Origin of the sequence: Treponema berlinense (assembly GCF_900167025.1) — a bacterium.
GTDB classification, from domain to species: Bacteria; Spirochaetota; Spirochaetia; order Treponematales; family Treponemataceae; genus Treponema_D; species Treponema_D berlinense.
Map to the genome: position 1 here is coordinate 218,792 of NZ_FUXC01000002.1, position 20,550 is coordinate 239,341.

Here is a 20,550-nt window from a genome sequence, read left to right on the forward strand (position 1 = left end):
ATCAGTTTATCTTGTTCAATCGAAAAACCGATAAATATAAAATGAAAAAACTTGTAATTCTTTTTGCCGGAGAAAAGCCTGGCTTTAGATATGAAAGAAAATTTGACTCTTTGTGCGCCTTTGAAAAAACTCTTGAATGGGCTTTTTCCGTTGAAGATTCAATAAAAACCGTAATTTTTACAAATAAAGAGAATTTTCCGTTTATAAGCGAATGTCTCCCTCAAAAAACAGAGATTCTGCTTGTTCAGCACGAAGTCTGGACTAATGCGCTTGTCGCAAAGGAAATTGCCTCTCAGTGCGCGCAAAATTCGGCCGATTTTGCAGTTTTTGCCTGGGCGGATTCTCCGTTTTTAAATAAAGAGCTTACAGACGAGCTGATATCTTCCCATGTTCAGTACAAGGCTGAATATACTTTTGCCGACGGTTTTGCAAGTGGTTTTGCCCCGGAAGTTATTGACAGGGGAGCGGCTTCGATAATTGCAAGTCTTGCAGAAAATTTGCAAAAATCAATTGGAGAAAAGCCTGCTTCCCGCAACGCGCTTTTTTCCATTATGAGTTCGGATATAAATTCTTTTGAAATAGAAACTGTTATTTCAGATAAAGATTACCGGATGCTGCGTTATAACTTTGAATGTTCTTCAAAATCAGGTTTTACTTCCTGTGTCCGTCTTTTTGAAGAAGCGAAAACGCAAAAAAAAGATTTTTTGACGCCTGATTTTAATGTTTACGAAATTTCTGATTTGGCAGAAAAAATGCCGGAAATCCAGCAGACCTTGCCTGCTTATTACAATATTCAGATTTCAAATTCTTATAATACGAAAAGCCTTTACTGTCCTTACGAAAAACTTTTTTCTGGCAAAAAAATGCCTTTTATGCAGCTAGATGAATTTAAAATTCTCGTAAAAAAAATCGCAGATTTTTCGGCTCAGGCAACCGTCGGACTTTCGCTTTTTGGAGAACCTACTTTAAATCCTGAGTTTGTTGTTTTTGCGCTTGAAGTCTTAAAATATCCTGAATTAAAGCTTTTTATCGAAACTGACGGACTCTGTTTTTCTGAAGAACAGGCGAAAAAAATTGCGGAAGCCTCCAAAAATTCCGGCCGAGTCGACTTTGCAGTTCAGTTTGACAGCGTTGATGAAAAAATGTACGAAAAAATGAATGGAATTTCAGGCTCAAATTTTCAAAAAGCCTTAAAAACCGTTGCAATGCTTTCTCAAATTTTTCCGTCGCACGTTTATCCGCAGTTTACAAGAATGAATGCAAACGAAGAGCAGCTTGAAAGTTTTTACCGTTTTTGGAAAGAAAAAACTTCTCCTTCTGGCGGACAATTTGTGATTTTAAAATACGACAGCTGCGCAGGACTTTTGAGCGATGAAAAACCTGCCGACCTTTCTCCGCTTGAACGGAATGTTTGCTGGCATTTGAGGCGCGATATGAATATTCTTTCAGACGGAAGTGTTCCTTTGTGCAGGTCAAGAATTTCGGAAATCGCCGGAAATGCAATTGAAGAGCCTTTTGAAAATATTTGGGATTCAGTTCAAAAAGAAGTTTTGAACCACATGAATAAAAATTATTGCAAAAAATGCCAGGTCTGCGATGAATACTATACCTTTAATTTTTAACGAACGTCAGATAAACCGCGCTGTGCTTGGAGGAAAAGATTCTCCTTCGGAAATAAAACTTCCGGTCGGGCTTTTGCTTCTAAATGGAAAAGGAAGCCAGTTCCGTTCTGCCATCCTGGAAAAACTGATAAAAATGGGTTTTGAGCAGATTGTTTCGGTCGAAAAAAATCACGAAAATTACAATATAAATGAACTTTCGCGAAAATTTCCGTCAGTAAAATTTGTAATTCCTTTGGAAAAAGTAAACGAAGGCGAGCTTATAAATATCGGAATGTCGGAATTTTCGTGCGACAATGTTTTGGTTTTTCGCGACAATTTAAAAATCGAAGGCGAATTGATTTCTCCGCGCGTCCTTGAACGAATCGAAGAATTAAAGATTTTATGCACAAGTCCACGGCTCACCTGCGGTTCAATTACGAATTTTCCGCTGATTTTTTCACCGACTGTAAGAGGCTCAACTTTTGATGTCTTTGCCTCGTCTTCAATTTCCGACGGTTTAAAAACTCTTTATCCGCTTGATAACATCGGTATTTACAATAGAAAAAAATTTATCGAGCTCGGTGGTTTTGATTATACAATCAGTTCCCTGCATTGGCAGACTCTGGACTTTTTTATGCGCGCATGGCTTTGGGGCGAAAAAGTCTTGATTTCAACTTTGTACAGTTTTTCTTATGAAGATGATTTTCCTGTTGAAAATTTAACTGCGAACCTGTCTTACGGACGATTTTTCTTAAAAAATCTGCTTCCGCGTTTTGACGAAGATCACGGAGTTATTCCAAAATCTTCATTTTTTGTATATCTTTTAAGATCAGGATGCGGTTTAATTGAATCATGCAGACAGTTTTGCGATGCCCGGAACTGGGTTTCTAAAAACAAATACCGTTTTAAAATCGATGCAAAATATCTTGTAGAAAACTGGGGGAAAATAAAATGACGATTCTTGTTGTTCAATGCAGGCTTTCTTCCACCCGTCTTCCGGGAAAGGCTTTGCTGCCGCTCGGAAATTCAACTGTTCTTGACTGGACTCTTGCCGCTATGAAAAAAGTTCCAGCGGATGAATACTATCTTGCGACAGACAGCGAAAGTTGCGGACAGCTTGCTCCAGTTGCAAAACGCAATGGCTTTAATGTTTTTGAAGGTCCTCTTGAAGATGTCCTTGAGCGTTTTTGCCTTTTAATAAAAAAAACTAAGGCGGATACAGTAATTCGTGCTACTGCGGACAATCCGTTCCTCTTTTATGACTGTGCGATTTCCCTGCTTGAACAGTACAACCGCCGTTCTCAGACTGGAAAATGCGACTACATAACTTATACAGGACTTCCTCATGGAAGCGGAGTTGAAATTTTTAATGCGGAATCGCTTTTAAAAGCCGCATCCTTGACAGAAGAGCCTTATGATCACGAACACGTCGGCCCGTCTCTCTATAATCATCCTGAAAATTTTACGAGTGTAATGCTTGCTTCACCTTCTCAGTGGAACAGACCTTCTTTAAGAACGACAATCGACACTCCTGCGGATTATCGCCGTGCTTGTACGGTTGTAAGAAACCTCGGCGGAACCGGCCCTTACACAAGTGAAGAAATTATCCGTGCTTTTGAAGATGATTCTATAAAATTTCCTGTTTTGTGCGTTCCTTGCGTAAAAAAAGGAAAGGGAACAGGTCATTTGCGCCGTTGTCTTGCAATTGCCACCTCAATCGGTGCAAATGTTTATATTCCGGATGATGCTGACCTTGAAGAAAAAGACGAAGTAATCGACGCTGCAAAAAAGGATGGTTTTTCAGAAAGCCAGATAGTCAATTCGCTTCCAGAAAAAGACGAATACAGCCTGATTGTGACAGACGCCTTTGTCTTAGACCGGGAATTCGCGTTAAAACTTTCGACTCTTGCTCCTCTTGCCGCAATTGACGAAGGTTCTTTGAATACGGATTTGTGCGATTACCTTTTGGACATAATTCCTTCTTATGGACTTCAGCGCCCTGCAAATATTGCGGATCCGTCATATATAACTCTTCCAAAGAACAAACGCACGGAAAAACTTAAGAGTGCCGAAGACATAAAATCAATTCTTGTTACTGTCGGCGGTGAAGATCCTGCCGATTTAGTCGTTCCTGCTTCGATTTCTTATGCAAAACTCGGTTACAAAGTTACGGCCATTGTTCAAAATCCCGAAGTTTCTGAAAAACGCGTTGAGCCTGAAATTTTAGACAAAATCACTTTTATAAAACCTGTGCACAATTTGCGCGAGCAGCTTTTTAATTACGATGTTGTCGTAACTCATTACGGTTTTACTGCTTTTGAAGCGGTTGCGGCAGGCTGCGCGGTCGTTCTTCTTGGAACAACTCCTCTTCACGTAAATCTTGCCCGAAAATACGGATTTAAATGTCTTTCTGTACAGAATATAAACGAAATCGGCGCAGAATTCTCTCTTTCTGACGTAAATGAGCTTTATCCTGCAGGTCATTTTGCCCGGCTTTCTCCAGAAAAAAATGATTTGGGAAAATTTGTCAGAATGCTTTCAAAAGGAAGAAGGCTTTTCTGTCCGATTTGCACGACTGATCATCTGACTTTTGAAGATCAGATTATCTGCCGGACAAACAAACGCACTTTCCGCCGCTGCAACACTTGCGGAATGCTTTATATGTCTTATACGGCAGATCCAGAAAACACTTCTTACAACGAAAAATATTTTTTTGAAAGTTACAAAAAACAGTACGGAAAAACTTATCTTGAAGATTTTGAATCAATCAAAAGTCAGTGCGTAAGGCGAACTGGAGTAATTGACTATATTTTCCGGAACTCTCATAAGCTTATTACTCCTGCGGTTCTTGACGTAGGATGTGCTTTTGGTCCGTTTATGGATGCTGCGAACGATGCCGGCTGGCAGGTTTTTGGAACAGACATTTCCGCCGAAGCCGTAAGTTATGTTCAGGAAAAGCTCCATTATCCTGCAACCTGCGCCGCATTTCCGGCTTTTGATGCTGCGGCCGAGTTTGGAATAAATGAATTTGACGCCGTTACGATGTGGTATGTAATCGAGCATTTTCAAAATCTGGACAGCGTGCTCAAGGCTGTTTCAAAAATATTGAAAAAAGGCGGAGTTTTTGCATTCAGCACGCCTTCTGCAGGAGGCGTTTCCGGAAGGTTTAACACCCATTCGTTTTTTCAAAACAGCCCGGCGGATCACTATTCGCTTTGGGAACCGAACCGTGTTTCTTCGATTTTGAAAAAATACGGATTTAAAATCGAAAAAATCCTGAGCACAGGCCATCATCCGGAACGATTTCCGAATCTTGCCGGTTCAAAACCAAACAGCCTCAAATGGGCTTTTTATACGGCTGCAAGCCACTTTTTTGGGCTTGGTGATACTTTTGAAGTTTATTGCCGGAAAGAACGCGATATTCAGCAGTAAAAGCTAAAAAAAACGAATTAAAAAAGGAAAATTTTAAAAATGAACGAAAAAGCGGTAATCATACTTGGCGCAGGACTTATGCAAAAACCTGCAATCTGTGCTGCAAAGGAACTTGGTTTTAAGACAGTTGTTGCCGACGGAAATCCTGACGCAGTCTGCTCAAAAATGGCAGATATTTTTGAGCCCGTCGATTTAAAAGACAAGGACGGTTTGGTTCAGCTTGCCGAAAAAATCAAAGAAAAAGGAATGGTTATTGCCGGTGTTTTTACGGCAGGCACTGATTTTTCGGCAAATACAGCTTACGTTGCAGAGCATCTTGGTCTTTTTGGACACAGGTACGAATCTTGCCTGAACGCTTCGAATAAAGTCAGAATGCGCGAATGTTTTAAGAAAAATGGAGTTCCGAGTCCGGAATTTGAAGAAGTTGATGAAAATCGTCTGGAAGAACTTTTGATTCTTGCAAAAAATAACAAAATTTCTTTTCCGAAAGTTATAAAACCTGTCGACAACATGGGAGGCCGTGGTTGCAGGCTTGTCCGCTCAGAAGAAGAGCTTAGGCCTGCGGTTTCCTGCGCAATAAATAACAGCCGGACAAAAAAGGCTATTTTTGAAGATTATATGGAAGGCGCGGAATTCAGCATTGACGCGCTCATTTACAATGGAACTTTTACGGTTACAGGTTTTGCCGACAGACATATCTATTATCCGCCGTATTTTATCGAAACCGGACATACAATGCCTTCTGCGGCCGATTCAAAAATCAAGAACGAACTTATTGCAACCTTTGCCCTTGGAGCAAAAGCCCTCGGTTTAACTCAGGGAGTTGCAAAAGCGGACATAAAATATACAAAAAACGGTCCAATGATTGGAGAAATCGCAGCCCGTCTTTCCGGCGGCTACATGAGCGGATGGACTTTTCCCCTTTCTTCCGGCTGTTTTCTTACAAAAGAAGCGTTAAAAATATCTGTCGGAATGGAACCTGATTATATTTTAAAAAATCGCAAAAAAATCGAATGGAATCCGCATCTGTCTGTAAAAAACAGCGTTCAGCCGTTTGAGCTTTATGAGCTTGAGTCAAAAAATGTGAGCGCAGAGCGGGCATGGCTTAGCATTCCTGGAAAAATAGCAGAAATCCGTGGCTTAAAAGAAGCTTCGGAAGTTTGTGGGGTAGAGGAAGTTCTTCCACGGGCAAAAAAAGATGATGAAGTGGATTTTCCGCGCAACAATGTAGAAAAATGCGGGAATATAATTACTAAGGCTTCTGACAGAAAATCAGCCGAAAAAGCGGCTTATGACGCCTTGAATAAAATCACTTTAATTCTCGAGACAAACAATAAAAAAACCGAAGATTTTCTTGAAAAAATTGAACTTGCGGACGAAAAAGGTTTTCCACCTTCGGCGTTTGATGTTGAACTCGACTGGTCAAAAATCTGCAATATTCCTGCAAATGCAAAAATAGCGGATTTTGTTCCGGCAGAAATAAAAAAAGTTCAAAATCAGATTTGCGACTGGAATCACAGCACATTTGCGCAGGTTGTCGAAAAATTTGATTCAATTTTCCCGGATCACAAAGAGCTTGACGGAAAAAAATTCTGGAAGTCGGCTTTGAGAGGCTCAATTCAGGGAATGTTGTATACGGCAAAAAAACAATAGACGGTAAAAAAAGTGAATAAAAAGCATAAAATTTTTTCAGTTTTGTTCTTTATTTTTTTAGTTCCTCTTTCTGCTCAAAAAAAAATGCTTAATCTTCTTGAAGAAAGCTCAAAATCAGGAATTACAGTTTACTGGGACAGCCTTTCTGAAAGCGGAATTCTCGAAAAAAACGGACATCAGGTTTCTTTTAGAAAAGGAGACGGCTTTATTCTCGAAGATTACAAAAAGCTTGTGCTTACAGACAGTCCGGAAGTAAAGGATGGCGCGGTTTTTGTAAGCCAGAATTTTTTGAATGAAGCGGAGAGCCTTTTTAAGACGGAAAATTCCCAAAATGGATTTAAAATCGGTGCAATTCTGATTGATCCCGGGCACGGTGGAAAAGATCCGGGAGCGCAGTACACTCACACTGTCAACGGCAAAAAAATCACTGTAACAGAAAAAGATATAAACCTTTCTGTCGGAAAAATGCTTTATTCACGCTTAAAAGCCGCATATCCCGACAAAAATATTCAGCTTACGCGTTCAAAAGACGTTTTTCTTTCGCTTTCGCAGCGTACCGAAATTGCAAACGCAATAAAACTTAAGGACAAGGAAGCGATTCTTTATGTTTCTGTTCACGTAAATGCTTCGCTCGATAAAAAAGCCTCAGGTTTTGAAGTCTGGTATCTTTCTCCGGGTTACAGACGCAATGTTCTTGATAAAGGCAGCATTGAAGACAAAGATTTGTACACTGTTATGAATTCGATGATGGAAGAAGAATACACGACGGAAAGCATTTTGATTGCAAAATTCATAATGGACGGAATGCAGGCTCAGGTCGGAAATCTTTCTTCTGCCCGCGGAATCAAGGCTGAAGAGTGGTTTGTCGTCCGAAATTCAAATATGCCGGCAGTTCTTGTTGAACTCGGTTTTCTTACGAACCAGAAAGAAGGGCTTCTCTTAAAGGATGAATCTTACTTGCAGAAGCTTTCTCTTGGAATATATAATGGATTATCCGCCTTTGTAACGCATTTTGAGCGTTCAAGAGGATTTACAGGTTCAAAATGATGAAAAAAATTTCTTCACTTTTAAAAAACAACCGGAAAGCCCAGCTCTTTTTTGTTCTTCTTGTTGTTTTTATTGTTTCTCTTTGTTTTTATTTATTTAATTTCCGGGGCTTCCGGTATTCGTTTCGGTATAATATCGCCGGAAGCCAAAAACTTGTTTACGAAAACAGAAATGTTCCGGACGTAGAAGGCAGTTCAAAGCTTACTCTCTATGTCGAAGAGCTTCTTTCCGGACCTGTGTCGCAGCGTGCGCAGCCGTTTTTTCCGCTCGGCACACGCGTGATTTTTTGTTTTTTGCGGGAAGGAACATTGTTCTTAAACCTCTCAGAACAGGCGATTATGAATTTTTCGCCGGACGTAAATTTGCAAAATAGTTATGAACTTTTGCAAATGAATGTAAAGGCTAATTTTCCATCAGTAAAGAAAATAGAACTCTTTATTGACGGAAAATCCGTCTTTTTGGACGATAAAATCCAAACGAAAAACAATTGACAAAAGCAACCGGTTATAGAATAATTATTGAATAACAAGGCTACATCAATCGAATATAAGGAGCTTCGAATGAAGAAAACTTTCGTTTTATCCGTTGCAGGAATGATGCTTTTGGGTGCATCTGTATTTGCAAAGGAATCAACACTTATCGATTTCACAACTCTTGATGCTGATATTACTATCAAAGCTCAGGACAGCGATGTTGAAATCCCTGAAAACAGCCGCACAATTATGGATTATGGTGTTGCAGCTGGTGCAACTTTTGACCAGGATCAGAGAGATCTTATGAAGACTTCTTTGTACCTTGGAGACTGGGAAATCGTCCTCAACAGTTCGGCACAGACTGTAGGTGCTCTCGCTAACTCTCAGGTTGTACCTGCACCTGTTCGTGAAAGTGCAAAAGTACCATTTGCTGGAAAAAATGTAATGGGCGTACGCATCGTATTCCCATCTGGAGCATATAATGCAAATGCAAAAATTGTTCCTCCATTTGAAATTCCTGCTTATGAACCACTTTCAACAGCAGATGCAAATGGAAACCGCCAGCCACAGACAGACGAAGAAAAAGCTTCTGGACGCACATTGTTCGAAGCTGACAGCGATGATTCTCCAGCTTACGGTGTTGTAAAAAACGTTGGAACAATCAAATCAATTGCTGTTACAACATTGGGTATGAACTTCCCACACGGTCTTTACGTTCTCCTTGGAGATACAGACGGTGTAACTCGCCGCTACTTCATGGGATACCTCGGATTTGACGGCTGGAAAACTCTTACTTGGAACAACCCGGACTATATTTCTGAAGTACGTACACGCGAAATTCGCATTTATCCAATCTATCCACGCGGACTTCCATTTGTTAAGTTTGCCGGATTCCAGATTACACGCGATGCTTCTCACGTAGGTGATGACTTCATCGGTTATTTCAAAGATGTAAAAATCATTTACGACAAAGCAGAGCTTACTTCAGAACGCGACATTGCTGACGAAGATCTTTGGGGTATCGTAACAAAGAAAGAATCTGCTCGTCAGAATTTTGAAATGAGCCGTTTTGGTAACAAGCAGGTTAACCGCTACCTTGAAAAGTCTAAGATGGCAACAGAAGCTTCATTCTCATCTTCACTTGATGAAAATTCTACTTCTAATGCTCAGTCTAATGGTGGTCAGGCAGCAGATGCTAAATAAGTTTTCTAAATAAGGAAACTTCTGGAAACCGTCCGAGTTTTTCGGGCGGTTTTTTTTATGCTTTTTTTACTTTTTCTGTTTTTTTTTTTTGCTCAATATTTCTTAATTTGCTTTTTTTTATTTTCAATGTTAAATTTTAGCAATGAGCAAAATTACTTTTTCAATTCCGCACAAAGACGAAATAAAAAAAATCTACGAGTCTTACAATCCAGTTCTTTCAGAAATAATGCAAAAAATTGAAGCAAAACTCAAAAAGACAATAAAACTTGCTTCAATGCCAACTTATAAATCAAGAATAAAATCTTTTAATTCGTATTACAGAAAAATTTTACGTCTTAAGGCCGACGAATTTTCTTCCCGGGGAAAACTTGTCGAGTTGACCGATATGATCGGCATTAGGATTATTTGTGCCTTTATAGAAGATTTGCACGAAGTTGAGCAGCAGGTCCGCAAAAATTTTACGGTTAAAGAAGTTGAATATAAAGGCAGCGGTGACAATTTTAGGGAATTTGGATATGAGTCGATTCATGTTTTGATTTCAATTCCAGCTGACTGTATGCCGGATTCTAATTCTGAAAAAGTTCCTGACGGTCTTGTGTGTGAAATTCAAATAAGGACGATTTTGCAGGATGCCTGGGCGGAAGTTGAGCATGAGCTTATCTATAAGACAGAATTTTCTCCGTTTGATATGCCTTTAAGAAGAAAACTCGCTTCGATAAATGCAAGTTTAAGTCTTGCAGATACGATTTTTCAGGAAATCCGCGATTATCAAAAAAAACTCCAGCTTGAAACTTCCGAGCGCCGGGAATCTTTTTATGAAAAAGTTGACGAAACGACAGGAGAATTCTCTGAAGAGGAAAAATCCAAGTTAAAAAGCGACACTAAAGAAATTGGAAAGGCCAGCCAGTTTATTAGGGGAACGATTGATGATATGTTGCTTGACGCTATACATGCTCATAATAACGGCGAAATGCAGAAGGCTATTGTAATTTACACGCAGATTCTTGAATCAAAGCCTGTTCCTGCGGATATTGTTCTTTCTGTAGTTTTTAAGCACCGGGGAATGGCTTATTTTGCTTCCAATGATTATAAAAATGCTCTAAAAGATTTTGAGTCAAGCGTAAAATATGATGAAAACGGTTTCCGTTCCTATTACTACATTGGAATTGTCTACACAGTTCTTTTGAAATACGAAAAAGCAATAGAAGCCTTTTCTAAATCCCTTGAAATAAATGAATTTCAATCTCATGCACGTTACAGACGGGCTGTTGCCTATTCAAAAGTTGGAGAAGACGAAAAAGCTTTGGAAGACCTGTCTGCTGCAGAAGCTATGGGGCTGGAAATTGCGGACGAAAAGCTTTTAAAAGAAAAACTTCTTAAAAAGCTTGATATTAGCATGTAAAATTTATTAAAAAAAAATAAACAAAAAGTTATAAAAATTTTAAAAAAAATACATTTGAGGTATTGACGTAATTTTTATGATTTGCTAATATCTAATAGTCAGCTGCGTTGCAGATGATACGAATAAGTCTCCTTCGTCTAGTGGTTAGGACATCGGGTTTTCATCCCGACAACAGCAGTTCAATTCTGCTAGGAGATGTAAAAACCTTGTAACTAAAAGTTGCAAGGTTTTTTTTTGCGCTTTTGTTTTTTTAGGGGCGGTGCGATGGAAATTAACAGACGTTTTTCGGATAATGCAAGAGCGGAAATGCGCGCCCAGATAAAAAACGCTTCCGGAAATGAAGTTTTTTTTTCAGGCTTGATAAACGAAAGCGGAGTTGTGGTTTCTGTCAGTGTCGGTGCCAGAGGCTCTTTGAATTCTGTCCCTGTAAATTTTTCGCAAAAGAGAAACTGTTCTGTTCTTATTCATAATCATCCTTCCGGAAATCTCCAGCCTTCTGACGCGGATCTTATGGTTGCTTCTGATTGCTCTGAAAATGCCCAGGGATTTTACATTATAAACAACGAGGTTTCTGAAGTTTATGTTGTAATGGAGCCTGTTCTTCCACGTGTTGTAAAAAAACTGGATTCTGAAAAAGTTGCCTTTTATCTTTCAAAAAACGGTCCTCTTGCTAAAAAATCTGCGGATTATGAGGAGCGTCCTGTTCAGCTTGAACTTGTAAAAAAAATCGTAAGTGCACTAAACGGCAACAAAATCGGCATTTTTGAAGCAGGAACTGGAGTTGGAAAATCTTTTTCTTATCTTATTCCCTCGATGCTCTGGGCTGTTGAAAATAAGGAAAGGGTAGTTGTTTCAACTGGAACTATAAATCTTCAGCAGCAGCTGGTTGAAAAAGATATTCCTGCGGCAGAAAAAATTGTCGGAAAAAAAATAAAGGCGGTTCTTGTAAAAGGCAGACAGAACTATTTGTGTTTGCGCCGGCTTGATGAGACTGGAAAAGAGCGTGATTTATTCAATGAAGAGCAGGAAATTTTTGATAAAATTTTTGAATGGTCAAAAAATACACCGACCGGAAGCCGAAGCGACCTTTCTTTTATGCCTTCGGAAAATATCTGGCAGAAAGTAAACTCTGAAGCTGACGCCTGCATGGGCATGAAATGTCCATTTCGCGAAAAATGTTTTGTAATGAAGGTCCGCAAAGAGGCTGCCGATGCGAATATTCTTGTTGTAAACCACCATATTTTATTTGCGGATATTGAATCCCGGCTTGAAGGAGCTGGGTTTGAAGATACTGCTGTTTTGCCGCCTTATAAGCGCATTGTTTTTGACGAGGCTCATGGAATCGAAGATGCCGCGACATCTTTTTTTAGCAATCAGATAAACCGTTTTAAAATTCAAAAACATCTTAATCTTTTGTACAGAACGAGGAGAGGTACTGCCGCCGGCTTTTTATTCACTCTTCTTTCTCTTTCTTTTTCTGAAGAAAATGCGGACTCACTGATTGAAGATGTAAATCAGATAAAAGTCGCCTTGAATGGGCTTGAGGATGCCGCTCTTGCGCTTTTGGAGCACGAATACACTCTGAGGCTTTTTAAAAATACCCAGACCCAGTTTGTGAACGTCCTTCATTCAATGTCGGTTTTGCAAAAGCATATTGCGGATTTTACAGGGAATGTCCGCAAACTTTTTGACTGCATTCCGGAAGAGGCAAAAGACAGTCCTGTTTTATACGAGACAAAAAGTGTTTTGAGAAGGCTTGAAGATTCCGCTGTTGTTCTTGGCAGTTTTTTGTCATGGAGCGAACATCCGGATTTTGTCTATTGGATTCAAAAATCAAAACTCAGTTCAGCAGTTTCAAAAAATATTGAAAATCCTTATTACGTTCAGTTTATTCAAACTCCGCTTGATATTTCGCAGACGATGAATAAAGGCGTTTTTGAGCCGATGGACAGCGTTATATGTACTTCTGCCACGTTGAGCATAGGAAAATCTTTTAATTACTGGAAAAAGCATGCAGGTGTTTTTTTTGCCGAAGAAGAGCGTATTTTGGAAGGGGAATTTCCATCACCTTTTCCTTATAAAACTAATGTGCTGTTTGCTGTTGCGAGAGATGCTCCTTTTCCGGAAAATGCCTTTGAATATCAGCGTTATATCGAAGATTCGATTGTCCGTTTGATTCGTGCGGCCGGCGGAAAGACTCTGGTTTTGTTTACTTCTTACGAGTCCTTAAAGCATGCCTGCGACATAGCCCGTAATGCGCTCAGGCTTTCGGGAATAAAAATTTTAAGGCAGGGAGATGACGACAGGTTCCGGCTTTTGAAAATTTTTAGAGAAGATAAAACAAGTGTTCTTTTTGCAACGGATTCGTTTTGGGAAGGGGTTGATGTTCCTGGCGACAGTTTATCTCAGGTGATTATTGCAAAATTGCCGTTCGGTGTTCCTAACAATCCTGTTTTTGCGGCAAAGTCAGAAATGATACAGCAGAGGGGCGGAAGCTCTTTTATGGAACTGTCTGTTCCAGATGCCGTTATAAAATTCAGGCAGGGGTTTGGCCGGTTGATGCGGAGAAATTCTGACAAAGGTGCAATCGTTGTTCTGGATAAAAGAATTGTAGAAAAACAGTATGGAAGAATCTTTACTTCGAGTGTTCCCGAGACAAAAAAAATGTATGACACTGTAGAAAATATAGCGCAGGCTGTTGCGGCACTTATCGATTAGTTTGTTCGGTTTGCAATGTGTTTTAGGACAAAAAAAATCCCGCACAGCCGTGTACTTTGGCCTGCGGGATTTATATGGTCGTTATAAGGAATTTATTTTCTAAAATCTTTAGGACGACGTTTTGTGAGTTTGCATTTTGAACACTCAGCTACGTTGCGGAGTCTTCCGTTTTCGTACAAAGTTTTCATTACGATTTCGCCACCACATTCAGGGCATTCAAATTTCTGTGTTGCAACTGTTGTACGAGAGTTCTTACTAGCACCAGCCATGACTATCCTCCAAAAAATATTCGAATATGTTCGAATACTATAATAAATTAGGAAGTCTGTGTCAAGATTCAAAAAAGCATATAGTGAAAAAAAACTTCAAGATAAAACTCTAATTTGATATAATGATACAAATTACCGAAAAATCCATATTGACTATAAATCGTTCGTTTGTTAATATTTATAAAGTTTTTATTTGGGGGTGCCTCCTTTGGCTGGAAAAAAATCATCTGCAGAAAAAAGATATGCACAGAGCGAAGTTCGTCGCTTGCACAACAAAGCAATTAAAAGTGAAGTTCGCACTTACGCAAGACAGTTTGTAGAAGCTGTTCAGGCTAAAGACGAAAAGCTTGCTAAGGAAAGACTTACAACTTTAGTATCTAAGCTTGACTCTGCACGCAGTAAGGGCGTTCTTACACGCAATGCTGTTTCTCGCAAAAAGTCACGCATGGCGAAACTTTTTAACGTTTCATTTGCTGAAGCTGCTGCAAAATAATTTGGCTTTCTCTATGCCTAAAAACCTGATGTCGTAAAGTTTACTCTTGCGTCATCAGGAATTTTTTTTCTGAAAGTGTTGTGAGGTAAATAAATGTCTGCTAAAAAAGTAACAAAATATGATTTAGTTGAATCTGTTTACCAAAAAACGCAATGCGAAAAAAAAATCGTCCAGGATGTTGTAGAACAGCTTTTGGATGAGTTAAAAAATGCCTTGAAAGAAGGCAATACAATTGAGCTTCGTGGTTTTGGAACTTTTGAACCCCGTTTGAGAAAAGGTCGTTCAAAAGCCCGTAATCCAAAAACAGGAGAGCAGCTTACTGTTGCGCCTCATTTTGTGGCTGCATTTAGGGCTGGACAGGAACTGAAAAAATCCCTTTGGGATCTTCCTGTTTCTGAAACTTCGGCTGTTGCTGAGTAAAAAGGAAGATGAGCCTTGGTTCAGGTAGTCGCTTCTGTTCTTTTATCAGCTTTCTTAAAATTCCTTTCACATCCTAATTTTATTTTTAAAAACGGGCTTTTTTTATTGGCCTGGTTTTATTATGTTCCTTTTTTATTTATAGTTCCAAAACTCAGCCTGAAAAAATCTGCCTTGGCGGGATTTGCCTATGGTTTTGTCAGTTATTTTCTTTTTTGTTTTTGGCTTATCCGTTACGATGTGTTTTCGGCTTTTGGTGTCTATGCCCTTTTTGGAGTTTATTGGGCTGTGATTTTTGCTCTTTTGCAAATTTTTTCAAAGACGCGGAAATATGCTTTTATATTTAATATTCTGATTCTTTTTTTTGCGGAATTTCTTTTTACAAAAGGGTATTTTGCCTTTGGATACGGAGTTTCTGCTTATACGCAGTGGAAAATTCCTGTTTTAACGAGGGCTGTCCGCTATACAAAAATTTGGGGACTGGATTTTTTAATTATTTTCTTTAACTGTATTGTTGTTGCGAATATTTCTTATGTTTTAAAATACAGGCGTTTTAATTTTGTGCAGACTGGCGGAACATTGTTTTTTGCAGTTCTTTTTATTCAGCATATTTTTATAGGTTTTTTTGCTGAGGAAACAGAGACTTCTTCAACTTTAAAGACGGTTTTAATTCAAAATAATGCAGATCCAAGAAAAGATGGAATTGAGCAGTATAAAAAGGAGATTGAAAGCTTGAAACGGCTTACCGACAAGGCTCTTATGCAGTATCCTGACACTCAGATTGTTGTCTGGCCGGAAACCAGCGTCGTTGTTGATGTTGTTTCTGCTTTTGATAAAAAATTGCGTTTTGGACGCGAAAACGAGCGTTCTGAGATAGCTGTCGACCTTTTTGATTACATCAATTCAAAAAAATGCGACTTTATTCTTGGAACGAGTTTTAAAAATTATAACAGCGCTCTTTTGTTTTCTCCGATAAAGCCAATTGTCAATTCAAGACAGACAGTGCTTCCGAACTGGCAGGTTTACAAAAAAAATCATCTTGTGCCTTTTTCTGAAGATTTTCCGTTAAAAGGATTTTTTCCGGAATATTACCAGCAGAGTGTAAGGAGCGGCCGTTACTGGCTTGAAGGTGAAAAAATGAAGCTGTTAAAATTTAAGGAAATTTTAATCGGAACTCCAATCTGCTTTGAAGATACTTTTTCTGAAATCGGCGAAAAAATGGCAAAAATGGGAGCTGATCTTTTTATCAGTCTTTCAAATGATTCCTGGAGTTATAGCAGAGCTTGCCAGATGCAGCATCTTGCGGCTGCAAGTTTTTGTTCAATGGAAAATGGAATTCCTATGATTCGTTCTGCAAACAGCGGTCAAACCTGCTATATAGACGGTTTTGGAAGAGTGAGGGAAATGATAAAGCCTTTTTCTGAAAATTTTCTGTATTGCGAAGTTGAAATAAATAAGGTAAAATAGCAGGTATGTCGCAGAATATTGAACTGAACAAAAGAACTAAAAAAGAAGAAAATCAGAAAAAAAATCTGACTGTTTTTGGTCAAGAAACAGAATTTGACGGAGAACTCGAGTTTACTGACAATCTTGTGATTACGGGAAAATTCAGCGGAAAAATAAATGCGACCGGAGATTTGGAAGTTGACAAAACCGCGCTTTGCGATGTGGAGTCAATAAAAGTAAATTCTCTTGTGATTTCTGGAAAAGTAAAAGGCAATATAGAAGCAAAAGAACGTGTCGAAATGTGTTCCGGAAGCAGTGTTTCTGGTGATGTTGTGACCGGAAGAATAAGAATTGCTGACGATGTGGATTTTGAAGGCAGTGTTACAATGTTGCAGAATCCGCCGGATGTTGACATTTTTTCTGTTGCTTCTGATGAATTTAAACAGGCTTTGCTTATTAAGTCAGATCTGCCTCATTAAACCAGCGGTTTTGAGCCTTTGATAAAAAACAAATCTTATTGACTTTTTTATTGCCAGAATAATATAATGAGTAATCAATTCTTTTAACGAAAAATCCTTGAAAAGTTTTTAGTTTTTTTAACCGTTTTTAATAATTTTACAGATGAATATTTTGAATTTAAAAGTCTGTAGATAATTTATAAAATTTTACAGTTTTTATTATTTTTTTTATGGAGAATTAAAATGGCATTGATTAAGCGCCGTTTTTTGGACAAATCCGAAGACTTGAAAAGTGAGAATGAGAATGTTCAAAACCAGTTGGAGTTGGACATTCAGCCAGAATCTTTTGAAAGCCCGGCACCAGTCCAGGAAGAATCTGTTGCAGAACCGGAAGTAAACGAATCTGAAGAAAATGATTCGTCAGAAGATGAACCTGAGAATTCTGCTTCCGAAGAATTTTCTGCTGCGACGGAAACAGAAGAAAATCCTTCAGAAACGGAAGAGCGCCGGACTCGCGTTGTAGTAAAACCGCGAAGAAGGGTTGTGGTTTCAAAAACAGACGGTGAACGGACCGAAAGAACAGAACGTACTTATAACAATCGCCAGCATAACAACGGCAATAATAGAAGAACTTCCTACAGAGAAAGAATTGCTGCAAGAAACGCTGCTAGAGATGAAGCGACAGCGGCAGCCCAGATAATCGAAAATCCTGAAGAATACGAATCAAAACCACGTCTTTTAATCAATGACCTTACAAAAATGAGCATGCCGGAATTGCGTTCTATGGCAATTCAATACGGCTGTGCTGAAGAAGATATTCCTTCAATGAAAAAGCAGGAAGTTATTTTTAATATTCTAAAAGCGCATACAGAACATGGCGGACTTATCTTTGCTTCTGGTGCTCTTGAAATTCTTCCTGACGGCTACGGATTTTTGCGTTCTCCGCAGAACAGTTACCTTCCTGGACCGGATGATATTTACATTAGCCCGAGCCAGATTCGTCTTTTTAACCTTAAAACCGGAGACACTGTTTACGGACAGACACGTTCTCCAAAAGAAGGTGAACGCTTTTTTGCGCTTTTGAGAATCGAAACCGTAAACTTCGATGAGCCTCGCGTAGCGCAAACCCGTGTTCCTTTCGAAAACCTGACTCCGCTTTATCCAAACGAAAAATTGCGTTTGGAAACTGTAAGCGATGAATATTCTGGTAGAATTGTCGATTTGTTTGCTCCGATTGGAAAGGGCCAGCGTCTTTTGATTGTTGCTCCTCCAAAAGCCGGAAAAACAATTCTTATGCAGAAAATTGCAAATGCGATAATCCAGAATAATCCGGAAGTTTATTTAATTGTGCTTCTTATTGATGAGCGTCCGGAAGAAGTTACAGACATGGAACGCGCAATCAGGGGAGAAGTTATTTCTTCAACATTTGATGAACAGGCTACACGCCACGTTCAGGTTGCAGAAATGGTTCTTGAAAAGGCCAAGCGTCTTGTAGAGCATAAACGCGATGTTGTAATCCTTTTGGACTCAATCACTCGTCTTGCACGTGCATACAATATTACAGTTCCAACTTCTGGCAAGGTTTTGTCCGGAGGTGTTGATTCTAATGCTTTGCATAAGCCTAAGCGGTTTTTTGGCGCTGCGCGCAATATAGAAGAGGGCGGTTCTTTGACGATTGTTTCTACGGCTCTAATTGAAACAGGAAGCCGCATGGATGAAGTTATCTTTGAAGAATTCAAGGGAACTGGAAACTCTGAAATTAACCTTGACCGCAAGCTTGCAGAAAGAAGACTGTTCCCTGCAATCAATATTAAAAAATCTGGAACCCGTAAGGAAGAGCTTTTGCTTACAGAAGATGAGCTTCAGAAAATTTGGGTTTTGCGTAAGGTTATTGCGCCAATGGAAGACATTGAAATTACCGAGCTTATTTTGCAGCAGATGAAAAAAAGCAAGGACAATAAAGCTTTTCTTGCTGCGATGAATACAGGTTCTGCGGCTATAAATTAGGCTGGCTTGGTATTGACTAAAGTTTTATAAAAAATGTAGAATTAAAAATACACTTGTGGTATTAACTTGCTTCCTAACAGTGATGGAATGATAGAAACGCTTTTTTATTTTGCGTAAGCTAGTGGTGACTGGGGTTGCTTTAATGCCGGGCAAGCAGTAAAGGAGATTAAAATGAGAGCTGGTATTCATCCTGAATACAAAATGACAAAAATTACATGTCAGTGTGGCAATGTAATCGAAACACGTTCAACAGTACAGAACATTCACGTTGAAATTTGTTCTGCCTGCCATCCGTTCTACACAGGAAAACAGAAACTTGTAGATACAGCAGGACGTATCGAAAGATTCAACAAACGCTTTGGCCTTACAAACAAAGAGTCAAAGTAAGAAAATTTGTCTGATTGAAAGAATCCACTTCGTTTTGAGGTGGATTTTTTTTGTTTAAATGGATTTTGCGTTAGGGGGTGTAGCGGCGGCGAAGCCGTTGAAATTGCAGTTTTGTTTTGCAAAACTGCAATTTTAATGAAGCTGGAGGCGGAACCGCGAAACACCCGACGGCGTAAGCCGGAACGCCCTGATTTTTTATTTAAGATAATGAGATTTTCCAGCAGCGGTGTGGTTTTTTGCCGTTGAAATCTTCTGGAATGGTTTGATTTGTTATGTCTTGAATCTGGAAATTGAGTTCAGGAAGTTTTTGGCGCAGTTCGTCTTCGCTGAATGAGAGGCGGCGGCTGTTTGTCGAAAAATAAAGAGTGCCTTTTGGTTTTAGGATTTTTAGACATTTTTCGCAGAGAGCGGACCAGTCGCGGTTTATGTCCAGCACGTTTTGTGTGGCCTTTGAATTTGAAAAAGTCGGCGGGTCGAGGATTATTGTGTCGTAGCGGTTTGATCCCTGTTCGTTTGGAACTTCCGCATTTTTTTGATTTAAAAAGCCTGTCACATCCTGTCGTGTATAAAAATATTTTGCATTGTCACTAAAGCCGTTTAATGCCATGTTCTCTTTTGCCCATAAAATGTATGTGTTGCTTAAATCGACGCTTTCGACGCGGATTGCCCTTCCTTCTGCCGCATAAACTGAAAAACTTCCGGTGTAGCAGAAAAGGTTTAGTACGGATTTGCCCTGGACTGTCTGGCGGATAAGGTTTCGTAAAGGACGGTGGTCTAAAAAAAGACCTGTGTCGAGGTATTCGCTCAGGTTGATTTTAAAAAGCTGGCCGCATTCTTGAGTCGTGCCTTCGATTTTGTTTTGAGTTTCCAATTTTTCGTACTGGCTGTCGCCTTTTTGCTTTTTTCGGAGTTTTTTTATGATATGGCTCTGCGGAATCTGTAAAACTTTTGCGGCTGATTCTGCCATTGACTCAAGCCATTTTTCTTCTTCGGATTCGTCTTTTTCGTACGGGCGCTCGTAAAGATAGAGATGGAGGTAGGTACGCATTTTTGTTTCGGAGATTGCGTTTTGGTCGTTTGACGAAATGTTTAGGTCGTTTTCGCGAAGAAAGAGAGCGCATTCTGTTTTGTCGGAAATTTCGTCCGGCAGAAATTCGTAGATGTCGGCTGCAAGCGGAACTTCCGGAATGTCCTTGTCGTAAAGTCGGTAGCAGCTTATTCTGTTTTTGCGCGCCCATTTTTTTAAAAGTTTGTATTTTTTTGAAAGACGGTTGGCAAAAAGTTCTGCCTGATATTGAATTTTTTTCTGTGAATTATCGTTATTTTGCATAAATAAAAAATATATCCTAAAAACTTGAAAAAATACATAGTATAATTGCGGTAAAGTTGAAACAAAGTGCAATAAACAGTATAATTTTCAGAGTTTTTCTTAAAACTGCGTTTTTAAGTTGTTAAATACGATGAATTAAAAATTGACGGCATCTTTAGAATTCTGGCTTTGATGTGATTCTTTTTGCGGATGCCGGTAAATTACTTTCTTCAAA

17 protein-coding genes and 1 tRNA gene are annotated in these 20,550 nt (G+C 39.2%); 16 read left to right on the forward strand and 2 right to left on the reverse strand.

Annotated elements, in window-relative coordinates:
• The first annotated feature begins 41 nt into the window (after positions 1-41).
• The 10 genes from B5D47_RS02850 to B5D47_RS02895 all read left to right on the forward strand — a co-directional run bounded on the left by B5D47_RS02850 (position 42) and on the right by B5D47_RS02895 (position 13,529).
• Positions 42-1,622, forward strand: a complete 1,581-nt coding sequence (locus B5D47_RS02850; protein WP_078930312.1) for a spiro-SPASM protein — start codon at positions 42-44, stop codon at positions 1,620-1,622.
• On the forward strand, positions 1,597-2,556 hold the full coding sequence (locus tag B5D47_RS02855; RefSeq protein WP_078930313.1) for a hypothetical protein: 960 nt from the start codon (positions 1,597-1,599) through the stop codon (positions 2,554-2,556). Before B5D47_RS02850 ends, B5D47_RS02855 begins: the two co-directional genes overlap by 26 nt.
• Positions 2,553-5,033, forward strand: a complete 2,481-nt coding sequence (locus B5D47_RS11950; RefSeq protein WP_078930314.1) for a cytidylyltransferase domain-containing protein — start codon at positions 2,553-2,555, stop codon at positions 5,031-5,033. The genes B5D47_RS02855 and B5D47_RS11950 overlap by 4 nt, the downstream gene beginning before the upstream one ends.
• A gap of 39 nt (positions 5,034-5,072) precedes the next feature.
• On the forward strand, positions 5,073-6,686 hold the full coding sequence (locus tag B5D47_RS02865) for an ATP-grasp domain-containing protein (protein ID WP_078930315.1): 1,614 nt from the start codon (positions 5,073-5,075) through the stop codon (positions 6,684-6,686).
• Between the two features lie 42 nt (positions 6,687-6,728).
• Positions 6,729-7,733: an N-acetylmuramoyl-L-alanine amidase gene (locus B5D47_RS02870; RefSeq protein WP_234969879.1), complete on the forward strand. Its 1,005-nt coding sequence runs from the start codon at positions 6,729-6,731 to the stop codon at positions 7,731-7,733.
• The gene (locus tag B5D47_RS02875; RefSeq protein WP_078930316.1) at positions 7,730-8,224 is read left to right on the forward strand and encodes a GerMN domain-containing protein; all 495 of its coding nucleotides are present in this window, start codon (positions 7,730-7,732) and stop codon (positions 8,222-8,224) included. The genes B5D47_RS02870 and B5D47_RS02875 overlap by 4 nt, the downstream gene beginning before the upstream one ends.
• 69 nt (positions 8,225-8,293) lie before the next feature.
• The gene (locus B5D47_RS02880; RefSeq protein WP_078930317.1) at positions 8,294-9,409 is read left to right on the forward strand and encodes a flagellar filament outer layer protein FlaA; all 1,116 of its coding nucleotides are present in this window, start codon (positions 8,294-8,296) and stop codon (positions 9,407-9,409) included.
• A 142-nt stretch (positions 9,410-9,551) separates the two neighbouring features.
• Complete coding sequence (locus B5D47_RS02885) at positions 9,552-10,811, forward strand: hypothetical protein (RefSeq protein WP_078930318.1); 1,260 nt, start codon at positions 9,552-9,554, stop codon at positions 10,809-10,811.
• 126 nt (positions 10,812-10,937) lie between these two features.
• Positions 10,938-11,009, forward strand: a tRNA-Glu gene (locus B5D47_RS02890).
• 66 nt (positions 11,010-11,075) lie between these two features.
• Complete coding sequence (locus B5D47_RS02895) at positions 11,076-13,529, forward strand: helicase C-terminal domain-containing protein (protein WP_078930319.1); 2,454 nt, start codon at positions 11,076-11,078, stop codon at positions 13,527-13,529.
• A 92-nt stretch (positions 13,530-13,621) separates the two neighbouring features.
• Here B5D47_RS02895 and B5D47_RS11260 read toward each other — a convergent pair whose 3' ends face one another.
• Complete coding sequence (locus tag B5D47_RS11260) at positions 13,622-13,798, reverse strand: hypothetical protein (RefSeq protein ID WP_143592590.1); 177 nt, start codon at positions 13,796-13,798, stop codon at positions 13,622-13,624.
• Between the two features lie 208 nt (positions 13,799-14,006).
• Between B5D47_RS11260 and rpsT the strand changes: the two genes are divergently transcribed.
• The 6 genes from rpsT to rpmE all read left to right on the forward strand — a co-directional run bounded on the left by rpsT (position 14,007) and on the right by rpmE (position 19,006).
• Positions 14,007-14,291 (forward strand): 30S ribosomal protein S20, encoded by a 285-nt coding sequence (rpsT, locus tag B5D47_RS02900; RefSeq protein WP_078930320.1) that lies wholly within the window; start codon positions 14,007-14,009, stop codon positions 14,289-14,291.
• Positions 14,292-14,384: 93 nt separating this feature from the next.
• On the forward strand, positions 14,385-14,711 hold the full coding sequence (locus tag B5D47_RS02905) for an HU family DNA-binding protein (RefSeq protein WP_078930321.1): 327 nt from the start codon (positions 14,385-14,387) through the stop codon (positions 14,709-14,711).
• A gap of 15 nt (positions 14,712-14,726) precedes the next feature.
• The gene (gene lnt, locus B5D47_RS02910; RefSeq protein ID WP_078930322.1) at positions 14,727-16,175 is read left to right on the forward strand and encodes an apolipoprotein N-acyltransferase; all 1,449 of its coding nucleotides are present in this window, start codon (positions 14,727-14,729) and stop codon (positions 16,173-16,175) included.
• Between the two features lie 5 nt (positions 16,176-16,180).
• Positions 16,181-16,633 (forward strand): bactofilin family protein, encoded by a 453-nt coding sequence (locus tag B5D47_RS02915; protein WP_078930323.1) that lies wholly within the window; start codon positions 16,181-16,183, stop codon positions 16,631-16,633.
• Between the two features lie 222 nt (positions 16,634-16,855).
• A complete protein-coding gene (gene rho, locus B5D47_RS02920) occupies positions 16,856-18,619 on the forward strand; it encodes a transcription termination factor Rho (RefSeq protein ID WP_078930324.1) in 1,764 nt (587 codons plus the stop codon).
• Positions 18,620-18,790: 171 nt separating this feature from the next.
• Complete coding sequence (gene rpmE / locus B5D47_RS02925) at positions 18,791-19,006, forward strand: 50S ribosomal protein L31 (RefSeq protein ID WP_078930325.1); 216 nt, start codon at positions 18,791-18,793, stop codon at positions 19,004-19,006.
• A 199-nt stretch (positions 19,007-19,205) separates the two neighbouring features.
• On the opposite strand, the gene B5D47_RS02930 is transcribed toward rpmE, so the two are convergent.
• The gene (locus B5D47_RS02930) at positions 19,206-20,336 is read right to left on the reverse strand and encodes a class I SAM-dependent methyltransferase (RefSeq protein WP_078930326.1); all 1,131 of its coding nucleotides are present in this window, start codon (positions 20,334-20,336) and stop codon (positions 19,206-19,208) included.
• Positions 20,337-20,550 lie beyond the last annotated feature (214 nt).

Excerpts from the sequence above, each read along its gene's own strand:
- B5D47_RS02850 (WP_078930312.1), top strand. The coding sequence starts at position 42 with ATGAAAAAACTTGTAATTCTTTTTGCCGGAGAAAAGCCTGGCTTTAGA.
- B5D47_RS02855 (WP_078930313.1), top strand. The coding sequence starts at position 1,597 with ATGAATACTATACCTTTAATTTTTAACGAACGTCAGATAAACCGCGCT.
- B5D47_RS11950 (WP_078930314.1), top strand. The coding sequence starts at position 2,553 with ATGACGATTCTTGTTGTTCAATGCAGGCTTTCTTCCACCCGTCTTCCG.
- B5D47_RS02865 (WP_078930315.1), top strand. The coding sequence starts at position 5,073 with ATGAACGAAAAAGCGGTAATCATACTTGGCGCAGGACTTATGCAAAAA.
- B5D47_RS02875 (WP_078930316.1), top strand. The coding sequence starts at position 7,730 with ATGATGAAAAAAATTTCTTCACTTTTAAAAAACAACCGGAAAGCCCAG.
- B5D47_RS02880 (WP_078930317.1), top strand. The coding sequence starts at position 8,294 with ATGAAGAAAACTTTCGTTTTATCCGTTGCAGGAATGATGCTTTTGGGT.
- B5D47_RS02885 (WP_078930318.1), top strand. The coding sequence starts at position 9,552 with ATGAGCAAAATTACTTTTTCAATTCCGCACAAAGACGAAATAAAAAAA.
- B5D47_RS02895 (WP_078930319.1), top strand. The coding sequence starts at position 11,076 with ATGGAAATTAACAGACGTTTTTCGGATAATGCAAGAGCGGAAATGCGC.
- B5D47_RS11260 (WP_143592590.1), bottom strand. The coding sequence starts at position 13,798 with ATGGCTGGTGCTAGTAAGAACTCTCGTACAACAGTTGCAACACAGAAA.
- B5D47_RS02905 (WP_078930321.1), top strand. The coding sequence starts at position 14,385 with ATGTCTGCTAAAAAAGTAACAAAATATGATTTAGTTGAATCTGTTTAC.
- B5D47_RS02915 (WP_078930323.1), top strand. The coding sequence starts at position 16,181 with ATGTCGCAGAATATTGAACTGAACAAAAGAACTAAAAAAGAAGAAAAT.
- rho (WP_078930324.1), top strand. The coding sequence starts at position 16,856 with ATGGCATTGATTAAGCGCCGTTTTTTGGACAAATCCGAAGACTTGAAA.
- rpmE (WP_078930325.1), top strand. The coding sequence starts at position 18,791 with ATGAGAGCTGGTATTCATCCTGAATACAAAATGACAAAAATTACATGT.
- B5D47_RS02930 (WP_078930326.1), bottom strand. The coding sequence starts at position 20,336 with ATGCAAAATAACGATAATTCACAGAAAAAAATTCAATATCAGGCAGAA.